At 36.7% G+C, this 16,212-nt stretch carries 15 protein-coding genes; 3 read left to right on the top strand and 12 right to left on the bottom strand.

Annotation, left to right across the window (positions count from 1 at the left end):
• Positions 1–27 precede the first annotated feature (27 nt).
• Both ACXX8U_RS01545 and ACXX8U_RS01540 read left to right on the top strand, forming a co-directional pair.
• On the top strand, positions 28–777 hold the full coding sequence (locus ACXX8U_RS01545) for an MlaE family ABC transporter permease (RefSeq protein ID WP_458564315.1): 750 nt from the start codon (positions 28–30) through the stop codon (positions 775–777).
• The gene (locus tag ACXX8U_RS01540; protein ID WP_458564314.1) at positions 774–1,535 is read left to right on the top strand and encodes an ABC transporter ATP-binding protein; all 762 of its coding nucleotides are present in this window, start codon (positions 774–776) and stop codon (positions 1,533–1,535) included. Before ACXX8U_RS01545 ends, ACXX8U_RS01540 begins: the two co-directional genes overlap by 4 nt.
• Here ACXX8U_RS01540 and ACXX8U_RS01535 read toward each other — a convergent pair.
• Entirely contained in the window at positions 1,532–2,134 is a 603-nt protein-coding gene (locus tag ACXX8U_RS01535) for a SprT-like domain-containing protein (protein WP_458564313.1), read from the bottom strand. The genes ACXX8U_RS01540 and ACXX8U_RS01535 overlap by 4 nt on opposite strands.
• Positions 2,135–2,146: 12 nt before the next feature.
• Positions 2,147–2,824, bottom strand: coding sequence for an SDR family NAD(P)-dependent oxidoreductase (locus ACXX8U_RS01530; protein WP_458564312.1), 678 nt, complete (start codon positions 2,822–2,824; stop codon positions 2,147–2,149).
• A gap of 126 nt (positions 2,825–2,950) precedes the next feature.
• Here ACXX8U_RS01530 and ACXX8U_RS01525 point away from each other — a divergent pair, with 126 nt between their 5' ends.
• A complete protein-coding gene (locus ACXX8U_RS01525) occupies positions 2,951–3,520 on the top strand; it encodes a GNAT family N-acetyltransferase (protein WP_458564311.1) in 570 nt (189 codons plus the stop codon).
• On the opposite strand, the gene ACXX8U_RS01520 is transcribed toward ACXX8U_RS01525, so the two are convergent.
• The 10 genes from ACXX8U_RS01520 to porU form a co-directional block, all read right to left on the bottom strand.
• On the bottom strand, positions 3,521–4,495 hold the full coding sequence (locus ACXX8U_RS01520) for a M20/M25/M40 family metallo-hydrolase (RefSeq protein ID WP_458564310.1): 975 nt from the start codon (positions 4,493–4,495) through the stop codon (positions 3,521–3,523).
• Positions 4,496–4,520: 25 nt separating this feature from the next.
• Entirely contained in the window at positions 4,521–5,177 is a 657-nt protein-coding gene (locus ACXX8U_RS01515) for a hypothetical protein (protein ID WP_458564309.1), read from the bottom strand.
• A 3-nt stretch (positions 5,178–5,180) separates the two neighbouring features.
• A complete protein-coding gene (locus tag ACXX8U_RS01510) occupies positions 5,181–6,215 on the bottom strand; it encodes an ATP-grasp domain-containing protein (protein ID WP_458564308.1) in 1,035 nt (344 codons plus the stop codon).
• Positions 6,216–6,225: 10 nt separating this feature from the next.
• Positions 6,226–6,936 (bottom strand): NRDE family protein, encoded by a 711-nt coding sequence (locus ACXX8U_RS01505; protein ID WP_458564307.1) that lies wholly within the window; start codon positions 6,934–6,936, stop codon positions 6,226–6,228.
• Positions 6,924–7,412 (bottom strand): DinB family protein, encoded by a 489-nt coding sequence (locus tag ACXX8U_RS01500; RefSeq protein WP_458564306.1) that lies wholly within the window; start codon positions 7,410–7,412, stop codon positions 6,924–6,926. Before ACXX8U_RS01500 ends, ACXX8U_RS01505 begins: the two co-directional genes overlap by 13 nt.
• A 384-nt stretch (positions 7,413–7,796) precedes the next feature.
• Entirely contained in the window at positions 7,797–9,425 is a 1,629-nt protein-coding gene (locus ACXX8U_RS01495; protein WP_458564305.1) for a dihydrolipoyl dehydrogenase family protein, read from the bottom strand.
• Positions 9,426–9,432: 7 nt separating this feature from the next.
• Positions 9,433–10,431, bottom strand: a complete 999-nt coding sequence (pdhA, locus tag ACXX8U_RS01490) for a pyruvate dehydrogenase (acetyl-transferring) E1 component subunit alpha (RefSeq protein ID WP_458564304.1) — start codon at positions 10,429–10,431, stop codon at positions 9,433–9,435.
• Positions 10,432–10,574: 143 nt separating this feature from the next.
• A complete protein-coding gene (gene cdd / locus ACXX8U_RS01485) occupies positions 10,575–11,057 on the bottom strand; it encodes a cytidine deaminase (RefSeq protein ID WP_458564303.1) in 483 nt (160 codons plus the stop codon).
• Between the two features lie 81 nt (positions 11,058–11,138).
• Entirely contained in the window at positions 11,139–12,302 is a 1,164-nt protein-coding gene (gene porV, locus ACXX8U_RS01480) for a type IX secretion system outer membrane channel protein PorV (RefSeq protein ID WP_458564302.1), read from the bottom strand.
• Positions 12,303–12,340: 38 nt separating this feature from the next.
• Complete coding sequence (gene porU, locus ACXX8U_RS01475; RefSeq protein WP_458566379.1) at positions 12,341–16,171, bottom strand: type IX secretion system sortase PorU; 3,831 nt, start codon at positions 16,169–16,171, stop codon at positions 12,341–12,343.
• Positions 16,172–16,212: the final 41 nt, after the last annotated feature.

Raw genomic sequence — 16,212 nt, 5'->3', positions numbered from 1 at the left:
TTCAAACTGAATACAACACCTAAAAACATGATGCTAATTCGATATTTATCGCAAATAGGAAGATACTTCTTGATGCTACAAGAAATTTTTAGCAAACAAACCAAATGGTCTGTAATGAAAAAATTAATTTTCAAAGAAATTGATGATTTGGTTATCGACTCTCTTGGCATCGTCGCTTTCATCTCCTTTTTTGTGGGAGGCGTTGTAGCCATTCAAACAGCCTTGAATTTAACCAATCCTTTAATTCCAAAATACCTTATTGGTTTTGCTACTCGCCAATCGGTGATTTTAGAGTTCGCTCCGACTTTCATTTCAGTTATTATGGCTGGAAAAATGGGATCATTTATCACATCAAGTATTGGAACAATGCGTGTAACCGAGCAAATTGACGCTCTCGAGGTAATGGGTGTAAATTCATTAAACTATCTTGTTTTTCCAAAAATTATAGCACTTTTATTGTATCCGTTTTTAATAGGAATTGCAATGTTCCTGGGCGTTTTAGGTGGATGGACTGCGGGAGTTTATGGAGGTTTTATATCGAGTAGTGAATTTATTACTGGAACACAAATGGAATTTATACCGTTTCACATTGCGTACGCATTCATCAAAACTTTAATATTTGCAATGTTACTAGCTACCATTCCTTCATTTCACGGCTATTACATGAAAGGCGGGGCACTGGAAGTAGGAAAAGCAAGTACCGTATCTTTCGTTTGGACCTCTGTTTGTATCATTCTGATCAACTATATATTAACTCAATTGCTACTTGGATCATGATTGAAGTAAAAAATATCGAAAAATCATTTGGTGGCGTTAAAATTCTAAAAGGAATTTCAACGACATTTGAACCCGGAAAAACCAACCTTATCATTGGCCAAAGTGGATCTGGAAAAACAGTTTTACTAAAAAGTTTATTGGGTATTCACCAACCAGAAAGTGGACAAATTTGTTTTGACGGCCGTGTCTACGCTGAACTTGAAGATGATGAAAAAAGAGAATTACGAACTGAAATCGGAATGGTTTTTCAAGGAAGTGCCTTATTTGACTCGATGACAGTTGCAGAAAACGTTGCTTTCCCGCTGCGAATGTTTACAAAAGATAAAGCTTCAAAAATAAAAGAACGTGTAGATTTTGTTCTCGATCGCGTTGCTTTAGTAGATGCGCATAACAAATTACCTTCAGAAATTTCAGGTGGAATGCAAAAGCGTGTTGCCATTGCACGCGCCATAGTTAACAATCCGAAGTATTTGTTTTGCGACGAACCCAACTCTGGATTAGACCCTAACACAGCAATTTTGATTGATAATTTAATTAAAGAAATCACCGAAGAATACAACATTACGACCGTAATCAATACGCATGATATGAACTCGGTGATGGAAATTGGGGAGAAAATTTTATTTTTAAAAGATGGCTTAAAAGCCTGGGAAGGCAATAAAGAAGAAATTTTTAGAACCGATAATGAAGCAGTTGTAGCCTTTGTATACTCTTCGAATTTGTTTAAAAAAGTACGTGACGCATATCTAAAAAGCTAGTTCGAACGAATTAGCTCCACCTCAGCATTTGGATTAAAAAGATACAAACGACCCGAACTAATTTCTAAACATTCAAATCGTTTGGTTCTGACTGCTATCTTTTTAAAAATTTTACCGTTTTTTATTCGGAAAACACTACCGTAAGGAATTTCGAAAACGTAGTTTTTATCCGTTTGCTCATCGTATTGTTTTAAAGCCAAAGACAAAGTCGTGTCGGTGTCGCTACTGGCGCTTGGATTTCTGAAATGCCTGGCCAACAACGGCAGCAATTGATTTGGGAAAATTTCCGGTCTAATATAAGGCACCATCAACTTCTGAAAAGTATACTTCCATTCTTGTCCATGCGGTTTGATATTTCGACCAAACTTTTCAAAAGCTACTAAATGGGCAATTTCATGAATTAAAGTGATTAGGAATCTAAATTTGTTTAAGCTACCGTTCACGGTAATTTCATGTTTTCCGCTTAACCCTTTTCTATAATCACCATGACGCGTGGCTCGTTCGTTCACAATTTTAAGATGAACACCATGCGCAACAATCAAGTCAAATGTAGGTTTGACAGCGTGATCAGGTAAAAATTTAGCTAGCGTTTCAATCACAACAAACTTATTTTATGGATTTGTAGATGAAACTTGCAACACTTTACCATTAAAATACTTGTTACCATTTAAAGTAAAATCATAAATATAATTAGCCATTTCATCGGCTTGAATTGGCGCTTGATAACCAGGAAAAGCTTCTTCTAACATTTCTGTTTGCACAGAACCTAGTGCTAGTACATTAAATGAAATTCCTTTTTCTTTATACTCCTCAGCCAATAATTCTGACAAGGTAATTACAGCGCCTTTGCTTGAACTGTAAGCCGCTAAACCAGCAAACTTCAAACTTCCTTGAATACCGCCCATTGAACTAATAGTTACCACATGACTACCCTTAACCAAGTAAGGAACGCATATACGAGTCAAATTAGCCACACCAAAAACATTTACTTTATAGATGTTCTCAAAATCAACTTGCGTCGTTTCTGCGAAAGGTTTAAGCAATAAACTACCTGCATTATGAATTACTGCATCAATATGTTGCCAAGAAGTGCTCAAAAACTCTTGCACTTGAACTAGCGATCCTTCATTAGCCAAATCGACAGACAAACAAGTGATGTTTTCATGTTGCATTAAAACAGCAGGGATATTGCGTGACAAGGCCAAAACCTGATGTCCTGCTTGCGCAAATTGTAATGCTAATTCTAATCCAATGCCTCTACTTGTACCAGTAATAATTATATTTTTCATACCACAAAAATAAGCAAAAACAAGAAAATCATAGTCGGTTTACAAAACAAAATTCGGCAACAATGACGCACTTTTGATAGTTAAATTTGTATTTTTATAACTTGTCAATAAATATAATTTACCATCATGAACACATCAATTACTTTTGTACAAGCACAACTATCAGACATTGATAGCGTACTTGATTTACAAGAATTATATTTAGTGACTAACTTATCCGAAACAGAACGCGCAGCAGGTTTCGTTACAACACCATTCACAGTAGAACAACTGAAAACAGTAATCGCTAAAAAGGAATTATTTCTAGCAAAAGAGGGAAAACGTGTTGTAGGATATATTTTTGCGGGAAGTTGGCAATTTTACCAGCAATGGCCCATATTTGCCTATATGAGTAGCTTGATTACTCAGTTAAATTTTGCTAATAAAAATGTAGATCTTCAAAATAGTTTTCAGTATGGCCCTATTTGTATTCATAAAAAGTACCGCGGTACCGGAATTATAAAACCTTTGTTTGAACTAATGCGCAGCGAAATGGTTCAAAAATATCCTTTGGCGTTGACTTTTATAAACAAAGCCAATCAGCCCTCAACAAAAGCACATACTGAAAAACTAAATTGGAGCATTATTAGCGAATTTGAATACAATACCAATTCGTATTATATTCTAGCTTACGACATGCAAAATGAATTAAAATGATTATTTCAACATTTTCATTTCTTGTGTAGGCGTGTTCGCCATTTGCGTAATAGCAGGCAACAGTTCCTGAATGAATGAAGTCATGTGCGGAATATCCATCGCTTTAAAATCATCGGCAACGTGATGGTAATATTCAAAGTTCTCGAAGTCAAATGTACTTACTGAATGACATGGGACCTTGAATAAATCATAGAAAGAGTAGTTATCAGAGCGGAAAAACAATTGGTATTCTGCCTCTTTTGGCAAAAAACCGATAGTGTTTTTACCCGTGTACTCATTGATTTTAGTCGCCATATTCGACTTGTCGAAACCAGTTATATAAGCCAAATAATCTCTCTTCATTGGTACACCAATCATTTCAATATTAAAATGCGCGTACAAATTGAATCCTTGTGTTTTAAGCTTTTTAGCTAAATGTTTCGAGCCTAACAAACCTTTTTCTTCCCCAGCAAAAAACACAAACAAAACACTGCGCTTGTTGTTTTTAGCTTGACTGAAATATTTAGCCATCTCAGCAACTGCAGTCGTACCAGAGGCATCGTCATTGGCACCATTATTAATAAAATCGCCGTTAATTCCTTTTTTGGAAATACCAATGTGATCGTAGTGCGCGCTCAAAATGATAAACTCATTTTTTAATTTTGCATCAGTACCTTCTACATACCCAACTACATTAAAAGCCGTTCCTTTAAAAGTACTCAATGTATCTTTGTACGAAGTAAAATAAGGTTTTACATGATTGTCTTTTAACATTTTCTCCAAGTAATCAGCTGCTTTTACCAAGCCAATCTGACCAGTTTCGCGACCTTCCAATTCATCCGAAGCTAAAAATTGTAAAGTAGCAGCAACTTCATCTGCTTTTACTTGATAATTTCCAGTTGACTTTGAATCGACTGCTTTTTGTTGTGCCAAAACAGTTGGAGCAACAAATAGAGTAAAAGCTGCCGCCGCAAATGTGAAGATGTTTTTTTTCATAGTTTTTAAAATTAGTTTTTTTGTTTTATGATTTGGTACTTTCCTTTTGGTGATACTTCTTGTACACTTTAAACATTTGAAAAAAGGCTAAAATCACAAAGAAAAGTGGAATTATCACAGGAAAAATGTAACTAGAATAATCACTAGTATGCGTTGATAATTGGTTTAATACCAAAATTAAAGCCAACATGCCGGAAAAGGTACCGAGCAATGTACCTGCAATGTAAAACAGTTTAAGCTTATTTCCTACTGAAATATATTTGCCATTCATTAGGTATAAATTCCAGCCCGTCCAAAATGGTATTTGCAAAAAATTAATGGCGCTTAAAAACACGCCAATAATAAATGAAGAGTATTTTAAATATGGACCTAAAACACTTTGATTGTCACTTGAAGCTTGAGATCCAGCGTAAAATGAATATCCTATCAGCAGCAAAAAAACAATAGCGAAATAGTCAATGTACCGCATCAACTTTAGATTTTCAACCAAGCGCTGCGCAAATTTCAAGGTATAAAAAATCACAAAACCTTCGACCAAAACAACGCCTAACAGGAACCATATCAAAGATAGTAATCCTTGGCTGCGGTGAATTTCAAAACCTACTAAATTTAAATATCCCAACGGAATCGAGCCTACAAAACTCACCAAAAACCCAACTAGAATATTTTTTACAATTTTCATGATTTAAAAATTAGCAATCTTTTTACTTTGCTCCAAGTGTAAGCGGTATTCTTTCATCCCTTCTTTGTGAGACAAGTACGGCGCACCATTTTTGTGATTGGCTACACTAATTTCATACATGTAGGTAATGTGTCGTGCGAGTTCTTTCCAAGCAAAAAAGATGGAATGCTTTGGATCGTAAATATGCGTAGGCTCACTTGCGGCACCGTTCAATTCTACCACAGCAAAATTTTTCCCTTCTTGTAATTCGGCCATCGTGTTGTACATAATATCTAACCTCCCAAAATAAAAACCCGGAATTTGCAAGCACATTTCGTTAATGGCCTGCGTTAATTGAGGCGTTATCCAATGGCTGCCATCAACAAATTTTGCACCTCTAGCATGGTTACCGTAAGGAACTAGATTTACCTTTTCGTTTAGCGGAATTACTTGTTGCAATTGTGCGCCATACTCCTGCTTTAAAACTTTTAATTGTAACTCATAGCGCGGATTTTTTTTGATCAATTCCTCCATTGTTGATTTACCATCGCCCGTAATGATTAGAAATTCTTTAGACACAATTCCTGTTATTCTACCCAACTTTTCATGCGGATAGCGCACATAAAAAATTCCTACTTCCTCAGAATATGGAATTAAATTTTGAACCAAATAATCAAAGTTTGCCTTTGTCGCATACTCATTCAAATCAGTAACCGACTCGATTTTTTTTACGCCACCGCCACGCAAACCAATATCTGGTTTTGCAATTAGCGGAAATTGAATTTGATTTTTTTCAATTAAAGTCTGAACTTCGGATGTAGGTGTGCCCTCAGTAACCAAAATTGTAGTTGGGTAGTATTGTTGCGGAATAATATCGTAAATTTCTTTTTTGGACTCCATCATAAAACCGCCATTTTTTATAGTCGGATTAGAAGCATTAAAGAAAAAAATAGATTTGGCTTTAATGGCATAGTACGACCACAAAAAATAAATTGGTATGTAAACAATTAGAAAGGGCCAGTATTCCCAATGGGTAAGTTTATGAAAAAATAGTTTCAAAATTTAAAATTTAGACGGTGATAAATGAGGTTGTAAAATCCTCTTGTGTGATCAAGTCATAATGCAATACACTCACCTTATTCTGTTGTAAGAACGCTTGCGTAATACTTAAGGTTTGCATCTCATCATTGCGATTAATAACTAAACCATTTTCTTGATTGTCATTGTGCGTGTACCTGTGAAATTGATACATGTCGTTTGCTGAAACCTGCTGCTTTTCATTCATATATTGATGAAACCATGTCGCGCGTTCCTCACGCACGGCTGCAGGATACAAGGTTGAAGAAGACCAAACGTGCGGTTGATTTATATCCAATTCGATTGTTTCTTTTTCTGAACCATTCCAGCGCAATTGCCATAATTGTTCTTCCTGAAACAACACTAAAGTAAAGGGTTCAATTTGATCTAAATCTACCACATCCCACGACGCTCGTGGTGAAGAAGCGCTAATCACATCCAACACAATTAAACCGCGACTTTTGCGATATGGCAATTGTACCTCATGCTTTTCCTGAGCACCGTTAAGCAAAACGAGAACTGCACCTGCTTCATTAGTTGCAAACCAAGTTCCGCCCGCTTTTGGGTCTTTTGGATAAATTAAATTTTGATTATTAACGCTATACCTTTGTGGCGGTATAGCACTTGGTCTGATTATTTTTTCGTCTCGATTAGATGTAATAATGATACTATCTGTCGTTTTTACAAAACTTACTGTGCACATTGATTTCTATATTCGATAGTGGATCTGGCAACGCCAAAATTAGGATCAATACTCACGGTTTCACACTGCAAAATAGCCACCTTTATCAACGCTTGATGGTGAATGCAATGCTCCAAATTATAAAGTAATTCTCGGTGATAATTGGTGCTGATTCGTATTTCTTCGCCATCGATTATTTGCAACAATTCCATGTCTTTATTTTCACGATCTAAATTTTCCTGAATGGCAACGATGTTTTCTATTGCAAACTCTGTGTCGGTTTGAATACGTGTATTGCGAGCTCTATTATCATAATTAACACAACCTGACTCGTATTGATTTTCAAGACACTGAAACATTTCAATTATATGACGCGTGTGCTCACCGATTGTAGCATTGCTTAACTCTGGACAGGCTTTAGAATACTCTGTTTGAGACAATTGTTGGAGCAAGTCAGTCAACTCATTTAAGCTGTTTTGTATAGAAGGTAATAACATATTTTTACTAATTGAACCAATTTTTAATTTATTCTTTTCTTTTGCCAGCAATCTAGCACAACAAAGAAAGGCATTTAACACCAAAATAAAAAGCGCCGCACCATCATTTTTACCCTCAATCACAAGACCAAAAGATGCTCAAAAAAACACTTTACAATTATGAAGATTAAAATAATAGCTAATACCTATTGTCCATTTTAAGATAAGTTCAAATAAAATTATGAAAGTTATGCCATTCAACTTTTAGATAAATATCTTTTAATCTTTCAAGGACCGTTAGCTTAGATGTTCAGACATACTTGTTTGCTTTTATGTAAATGTATTAAAAAAACAAAACCCTTTCTAACCGAAATTAGAAAGGGTTTATTATGTAATATGTACTACTTACGCCAGCATGGTAACTGGGCTTTCGATATATTGTTTTAAAGTTTGCAAGAACTGCGCTCCTGTAGCACCGTCAATAGTACGGTGATCACATGCAAGAGATAACATCATGGTGTTACCTACTACAATTTGACCATTTTTCACCACGGGCTTTTCTACAATTGCTCCCACTGATAGAATAGCAGAGTTAGGCTGATTGATAATTGAATTGAATTCTGTTATACCAAACATTCCAAGGTTTGAAACCGTAAAAGTACTTCCTTCCATTTCCTGCGGACCTAATTTTTTGTTTTTAGCTCTTCCGGCAAGATCTCTTACACTAGCTCCAATTTGAGATAAGCTCATTGTATCTGTAAATTTCAATACAGGAACAACCAAACCGTCTTCAACCGCAACTGCAACTCCAATATTTACATGGTGGTTGATAGTAATTGCATCTTCTTTCCACTGAGAGTTAATTTTTGGATGTTTTTTCAATGCCAAAGCACATGCTTTAATCACCATATCATTAAATGAAACTTTAGTATCAGGAACAGTATTAATCACTGCTCTTGAAGCCATTGCATCATCCATAGACACTTCAATAACTAAATTATAGTGTGGCGCTGTGAATAAAGATTCCGCTAAACGTTTTGCGATAATTTTACGCATTTGTGAATTCTTGATTTCCTCTGTCATCACTTCACCTGCTGGAACAACTACTTTTGGAGCAGTTACTGCTTCAACAGTAGTTGCAGCTGGAGCAACTGGCGCCGCTGCTGCGGGAGTAAAGTTTTCAACATCACTTTTAACGATTCGACCATTTTCACCAGAACCTTTTACTTGGTTCAATTGAATGCCTTTATCGCTTGCAATTTTTTTAGCTAACGGAGAAGCCAAAATACGCTGACCTGCAACTGCCTCTTGAGCAACTGGAACAGCTGCGGGAGCTTCAACTGCTGGAGTTTTTTCTGCTGCTGGAGTCTCAGCGGTTATTGCTGCTGCACCTGGAGTATAATTTCCTGCCAAAGCGCTAACATCTGTTCCTGCTGGCCCAATAATAGCTAACAAACTATCCACTGCTGCTGTACTTCCCTCTTCGATTCCGATATGCAAAAGAGTACCTGCGTTGAAAGACTCAAATTCCATTGTAGCTTTATCGGTTTCAATTTCGGCTAAAATATCACCTTCAGCTACCACATCACCTACTTTTTTCAACCAAGTAGCCACTGTACCTTCGATCATAGTATCACTCAAACGAGGCATAGTAACAACTACTACTCCTTTTGGTAATGCAGACGTTGTAGGAGCTACAACTTCAGTTTTTACTGCTTCAGCAACCGGAGTCACCTCAACAGCTGGTGCGGCTGGAGTTGCTGCACCACCAGCAAGTAAAGCTGAAATATCTTCACCCTCTTTACCAATAATAGCTAGCAAAGAGTCAACTGGAGCCGTTTCTCCAGCTGGTATACCTATATGCAAAAGAACCCCTTCATTAAAAGATTCAAATTCCATTGTTGCTTTATCTGTTTCAATTTCAGCAAGAATATCTCCTTCGCTTACTTGATCACCTACATTTTTAAGCCAAGTTGCAACGGTTCCTTCCGTCATAGTATCGCTCAAACGAGGCATTGTAATAATTGTTGCCATAATTGATTTATAGTTTATGAGGAATAAAAGGATAGTTTTCTTGTTCGTATACTACGTCATACAATTGTTGTATTGGCGGATAATCCGACTCTTCAGCAAATGTTGCACATTCCTCTACTAAATCTTTTACGCGTTGATCAATTGCTTCAATTTCTTCGGCAGTAGCATAATTTTCATCTTTAATTATGTCTAAAACTTGTGTAATTGGATCTATTTTTTTGTACTCTTCTACCTCATCTTTTGAACGGTACAATTGCGCATCTGACATAGAGTGTCCTCTGTAACGGTAAGTTTTCATTTCTAAAAACGTTGGACCATCTCCGCGACGTGCTCTTTCAATTGCTTCTGTCATTGCCTCTGCTACTTTTACAGGATTCATTCCATCAACAGGACCACATGGCATTTCGTATCCTAAACCAAGCTTCCAGATATCAGTATGGTTAGCTGTTCTCTCTACAGACGTTCCCATTGCGTATCCGTTATTTTCAACGATAAAAACAACAGGAAGTTTCCACAACATAGCCATGTTAAATGCCTCGTGCAAAGAACCTTGACGTGCAGCACCATCACCAAAATAGGTTAATGTTACTCCACCAGTATTAAAATATTTATCTGCAAAAGCAATTCCAGCACCTACTGGAATTTGAGCACCTACAATTCCGTGACCTCCGTAAAAACCATGCTCTTTAGAAAAAATATGCATTGAACCACCCATACCTTTTGAAGTACCGGTTACTTTTCCTAAAAGTTCTGCCATTACTCTTTTTGGATCAACGCCCATACCAATTGGTTGAACGTGATTACGGTATGCAGTAATCATTTTATCTTTTGTCAAATCCATAGCATGTAAAGCTCCTGCTAATACTGCCTCTTGACCATTGTATAAATGTAGAAATCCTCTAACTTTTTGTTGGATGTATAAAGCGGCAAGCTTATCCTCAAACTTTCTCCACAGCAGCATATCTTCATACCACTTTAAATATACTTCTTTTGTAACTTCTTTCATCTGACTTTTTCTTTTGCTAAAGTGTTATTGTGTTATCAATTTGTACCTATAACGCAAAATAGTTTCCTCCCACAAATTTGCGAAATGCAAAAATAAGACATTCCAACTTAGAACTAAAATATAAACACCAATTTTTGGCGCTTTTACAAGAATTTTTTATCGAACATAAAGGGCAGTAGATTTTTAAGAGAATCTGATTGATACACTGCTCCTATTTCGCCCATGAAATAAATTTCAATTGGAACCTCTTGTTTGATTTCGTACTCCGCAATAGACTGTCTGCACGATCCACATGGAGGAATTGGCGCTGTAGTTTGATTGGTATCAGAAGCTGCAGTGATGGCCATTTGCGTTATTTTGGCCTGCGGATATTTTGCACCAGCATAAAAAATAGCTACTCTCTCTGCACAAAGCCCTGACGGATAAGCAGCATTTTCTTGGTTCGACCCTGTAATTACCTCGCCGTTATCTAACAGCAGTGCAACGCCAACTCTAAATTGTGAATAAGGGGCATAGGCATTTTTTCGTGCTTCGACAGCTTTCTCCATCAATTTCTGAACCGGAACAGGTAAATCAGTTAGCGCATCAAACACTTTAAATTCTGTTGTAATTGCAATTGTTTTCATTTTTTGTAAGGAAAAAAAATCCAAATTTCATTCGACTACTCGGAATGAAATTTGGATCGTTATTTATTATTGAATTAAATTTTAATACACTTCGTATTTATCACCAAAATTAAACGTTAGTGAAAATCGCAAGGTGTTTTCTAATGGGTTTCGAACATTTGACGCAGAAAACAAATAAGAAACATCTACTTTGATTGCTGTATATTTAAAACCTGCGCCTAGACTTAAAAATTGTCGAGCTCCTTTTTCTGGGCTTTCGTGAAAGTAACCCATTCGCAAAGCGAAAGAATCTTGATACATATATTCAGCACCAACAGCATAAGTTACCTCTTGCAATTCTTCGCTAAAACCACCTGGCGCATCTCCAAAAGACTTAAAAACACCTGAAGTCCAGCCTATAGAACGGTAATTGTTTCTATTTTGATTGACTTCATCATTAGTAATGGTTCCGTCACCATTTAAATCTGAATCTTGAAAACTTGGAATTAGTAACTTATTAAATTCAACATTAAGCGCTACTTTATTAAAATCATCTAGGATAAAATCGAAACCAGATCCTATTTTTAAATTAGCTGGAATAAAGTTGCTGTTAAAATCATCATTATCATAACTAATTTTTGGACCTAAATTTTGGATATTAAAACCTGCTCTCCAGCGACCATTAAAATCGCTGTACGCTATTTCTTCAGACTGATAAAATCCAGCAACATCAACCGCAAAGGTACTTGCTGAACTTGCATCTGTGTTATCCGATGCTACTTTTAAATTAGAATTTATGAATCGGCCACCAACGGCCATCGAAAATTTTTCGCTTAACTTTAAAGAATACGAAGCATCAAGTGCAAGCTCATTTGGAGACACAATTCTTGCCGGATCAATTGCATTGTCACGTAATTCAATATCGCCTAATCCAAAATAACGCAAACTACCAGCAAAGGCACTTTTCTCGTTGATTTTTTGGTAGTAGGTTAACTGAGCCAACGAAATATCGTTAACTAAGTCTGTTAAATATGGAGTGTAACTTACTGAAAATCCGTTTGCATCTTCTGCAAAAGCATATTTTGCGGGATTCCATTGTTGTGAGGTCGCATCGGCAGATGTAGCAACTCCAATATCACCCATACCTGCAGCTCTTGCGTCAGCAGCGACTAATAGAAACGGAACACCTGGATTAAGAGTTCTATCTTGCGCTACAGCGCTCTTACAAGCAAAAATAAATATAAATAGTGGTATTATTTTTTTCATTATGATGCTAAAATTTAAGGAACAAATATACTATATTATTAAAGGATTACAAGTTTTTCAAATTTTTCGGATTTTTTGTTGGTTAAAGTTGATTTTACTGTCAACTTATACACATAAACCCCTTTACCCAATCGATCGCCAAAATCATCCTTACCGTCCCAAGTGATGTCCTTTGACAAGAATCCTGCAGTAGTAACGATTTGGTTTTTGGTCCACACCACTTTTCCTGTTACCGTCATGACTTGTACTTGCACTTCTAAAGGCTCAAACGGCCTATTGTGTGTAAACCAAAACTCCGTGTAACTCACAAAAGGGTTAGGATAATTTAGCACCCTAGTCAAACTCACTACATCATCGCCCACCACAACAAATTGAATTTCTGCCGTAACCGGATTATTATAAACATCCCAAGCCGTAAAGGTTATGGTGTGCAAACCAGGCTCCAAATTACGAAGTGGAAAACGCAATGTACCTTTTGTAAAATCATCTACATTCGCCTGATAATAATCATTGAGAATAAAAGGATTATTAACATCTCCATCTAAAACTGCAATGATATCATGACCTATTCCGCTAGCTGTATTAATACCATTCTCATCTTCAAGATATGCCACAAAAAACGGTGACGCATTGGTTGTTCCTCCTGAAACAAATGTCTCGTCGTTCATATATAACTGCACTCTCGGACTAATATTGTCTGCCACTGCATTTTCGTTAATACCACCTACCTTGATTGTCGCATCAAAGCCCGCTTCATTTTGTAATACTTGTGCTCTTTTAGCATAAAAACTAATACGTCCTTCGCCAAGAGGAACTCTAATATCACGTGGTACAACAAAACTAAACTCGAACTTACCGGCAGTAATACTTGCGTTTCCTCTAAAAATAGTTTCACCTAAAACATTAAAATTGATTGACGGACTATTCCCATCATTATTAAAGGTGCTGCGAGCAATCATTTTATCAAAAACAGAAGTACTAAGTTCTCCGTTGTAGAACGTGAGCGGATTGTTGTTCTCATCTGTAATTTCTCCGGCTAATTTTATTTTAGAAAGCGATTTAAAATCAGGAAGCACAGCTGTAACGGGAATGTCATTCACTCTAGTTAGTCTAATTTTTGGTTTAGCAATAGCAAGCATCAACGCAGGATCACCAATGTAAAAAACCACGTTTGTTGCCGATGTGGGATTACTATTTTTCGAAATGCGCAATGCCTCAGCAATGGTCGTGTATTGATTAGAACCAAAGGAAAGCAGATTTTTGGTAAACGTATCATTGAAAGTTTCGGCACTAAATTGACCAATAGATCTAATTGTAGTGATCATTGCAATAGCACCACCCTTGGGATTCCAATAAGTAAATTCACCAGCAGTTGGACGAAACGGATTATCAAAGCGCGAAAAATCACAAGTGATGGTTATAAACAAAGGGTATTTGTAACAATTACTCAAGTTTTGTCCATCTGATTTTTCCCAAATACGCTCCGCTGACAATCCATCCTCGCCACCATGACCGAGATAATTAAACACAAGGGCTCCTTTTTCGAAAGCATTAAAAAAATCAGTTCTCGCTTTTGGATAACGCGAACCTCCTGCCGAGGCCTCTTGTGTGTATGAATCCAACAGAATTTTACTAACGTTAAAAAAAGGCTTTTCGGTTACGATTGTATTTGCTAAATTGTTTTGCTTGTTTTGCAAATTTGCGTCTGACGGCACATCAGAATCATCTGAAACCAAAACTACATTGTTTCGCCAACTTCCGTAAGAAGCCAAATCATGATATTCAAAAACTTTGGTTACCATTTCTTCGGCTTGCTTGCTATCATTTACTAACATTCGCCCTACCGCAATATCTATTCCACCAAAACGAGATACAATATTCCCTTCATTAGCATCCATTAATCCGTAGAAATCATCAGAGGCATATGAAGATTCTCCGGATGTGTTACTATTTAAGGAGTGATAGATAGGAACAATATTTGAATTATTAGGGATTCTGTTTTTATAATCATAGGAAGCATCTCCAAAAAGATTTATGTACTTGATGCGTCTGTCAGGAGAAGAGGCATTTTGATATATATATTTGACACAATTTCTAATTGCAGCAATATCTTGTTTTCCTGATGAGAATTCCTGATAAACTTGCTCTAACGTAATTACCTTCACTTTTAAATTAGAGTTAGAACGATGAAACGCAGCCAATCGCTCTGCTTGAGAAAGCAAAAATGAAGGTGCAAAAATCGCGTAATCAATATCCTGAAAACCACCTTGCTCATTTTTCAACAAGGTCCCTTTCAAATTCTGATTTGCAACTTTTGTGTTTGCTTCTCGCAAAGGCTCTAAATAATCAGCACTATCTATTGCAACATATTTGCGAACCTCACCAAGAACTGCTTTAAAATTGATAGTATTTTGATTGGAATTAGCAAGCGATGTTACATTGTATAAATCAGTCACATCCCAAATTTGACTTATCTGTGCTGCATTAGCCACAACGTAATTAGCAACACCACTACTAGAAGCGGCTTGCTCGTATTGGAAAAGAAACTGTTTGCCATAACCTTGTAATTTTCTTTTGGCTTGTAACCTAATATGATCTAAAAAACCTCGAGAACCTGGGACGCCATTGTTGTTGTATTTCAATTTTATTTTAACCGTCTCTGCCGCCGCAAATTGAGTGTTAGCAGGAAGCGATGCCGCAAAATAAGCCACGTCCGAAGCCGCATTTAAAGCAGGAAACGACAATGTTCCGGCAACTGCACCATTGCCACTTATTTCGAAATTAGTTGTAGAAAAAGACGCCGATGCCGCCGTAACCAATAATTTAATGGGGCTTGAGGTATCAATATTAGGAAAAGAAAAATCAAACTCCTGCTCTGCTTTCACATCAAAAGTTTCGCCAAACCACTGCCTACCCAATCGGGCTACATTTACCAAATCTTGTTCGTGAAATTGGTAATCGTCAAAAGAACTAATATTTAATGTAGCCGATGCAGATGGCTGCGGAAGAGGACTCATTCGCTTTCCATCGGCACCTTGAACATTGATATAATAATAAGATTTGTTATCGTATAAATTTTGATGTGTCCTACTTTCGTCATTCCAGTTGGCAACACCTTCTCCATAAAAAAGAATAAAATCTTCATTATTAAAAATACCATCCGTTTCACCTACAACCTGAATGGCATTTTCGGTAAGATCATTTGGGTAAAAAATTGAATTAGCGAGCGGTAACATTCGACCTCCATTACCATAAATTTTAATTTTACGCGGATCCACTCTACCTACATCAATGCCTAACTGCTGTAAAAAAGAGCGGCTAATTCTGTAAGCTCCAGATTTTTCTATATAAAATCGGTACCAATTACCGCTTGCTAACACCGAGTTAGTAATGACATTGGTTCGCGCATTTTCTGTACGCAATCTTGAAGCAGCGGAATTAATTTGATACGAAAACGAAACAATTTTTTTTAAACCCAAACCATCTTTTACAATTGGTGAAATATGAATAAAAGCATCCCATCGATCACGCGACTTTTTAATATCAAGTTCAGCGACAACTTTGTCTGGAATTGCTTTTAAATCCAACTCTCCTAATTCATCGATGCCCATCATCTGGAAATTGACTCCTGTAATTTGCAAAACACCTTCATCAAAAATAATAGGCTGAACAACACGGTGGGTATATGCTATGCTTTTGTTAGTATCATTATACCCAAAACCAAGATTTGAAAAGGACGGAATTACTCGTTTGAAATCGCCATAAAACATCTCTTTTTTTGCAACCCAATCTAAAACAACTTCACCTTTAGTTTGTGCGATAGACCCGCACGAAACAAGGAACAGCAGAAGTAAAAGCGTATTTTTCATCATGATTTTTAACGGGATTGTACAGACCTTATTATTAATGC

The sequence above is a fragment of the Flavobacterium sp. GNP001 genome (assembly GCF_054343775.1).
The sequence above is the reverse complement of the archived record's forward strand: the minus strand, read 5'-3'. Positions and strand labels throughout refer to the sequence as shown.

Bases quoted from the DNA above. Each gene is read 5' to 3' on its own strand.
- pdhA (WP_458564304.1), bottom strand. From the start codon at position 10,431: ATGAAAGAAGTTACAAAAGAAGTATATTTAAAGTGGTATGAAGATATG.
- ACXX8U_RS01525 (WP_458564311.1), top strand. From the start codon at position 2,951: ATGAACACATCAATTACTTTTGTACAAGCACAACTATCAGACATTGAT.
- ACXX8U_RS01540 (WP_458564314.1), top strand. From the start codon at position 774: ATGATTGAAGTAAAAAATATCGAAAAATCATTTGGTGGCGTTAAAATT.
- ACXX8U_RS01545 (WP_458564315.1), top strand. From the start codon at position 28: ATGATGCTAATTCGATATTTATCGCAAATAGGAAGATACTTCTTGATG.
- ACXX8U_RS01515 (WP_458564309.1), bottom strand. From the start codon at position 5,177: ATGAAAATTGTAAAAAATATTCTAGTTGGGTTTTTGGTGAGTTTTGTA.
- porU (WP_458566379.1), bottom strand. From the start codon at position 16,171: ATGAAAAATACGCTTTTACTTCTGCTGTTCCTTGTTTCGTGCGGGTCT.
- cdd (WP_458564303.1), bottom strand. From the start codon at position 11,057: ATGAAAACAATTGCAATTACAACAGAATTTAAAGTGTTTGATGCGCTA.
- ACXX8U_RS01500 (WP_458564306.1), bottom strand. From the start codon at position 7,412: ATGTTATTACCTTCTATACAAAACAGCTTAAATGAGTTGACTGACTTG.
- ACXX8U_RS01505 (WP_458564307.1), bottom strand. From the start codon at position 6,936: ATGTGCACAGTAAGTTTTGTAAAAACGACAGATAGTATCATTATTACA.
- ACXX8U_RS01530 (WP_458564312.1), bottom strand. From the start codon at position 2,824: ATGAAAAATATAATTATTACTGGTACAAGTAGAGGCATTGGATTAGAA.
- ACXX8U_RS01495 (WP_458564305.1), bottom strand. From the start codon at position 9,425: ATGGCAACAATTATTACAATGCCTCGTTTGAGCGATACTATGACGGAA.
- ACXX8U_RS01520 (WP_458564310.1), bottom strand. From the start codon at position 4,495: ATGAAAAAAAACATCTTCACATTTGCGGCGGCAGCTTTTACTCTATTT.
- porV (WP_458564302.1), bottom strand. From the start codon at position 12,302: ATGAAAAAAATAATACCACTATTTATATTTATTTTTGCTTGTAAGAGC.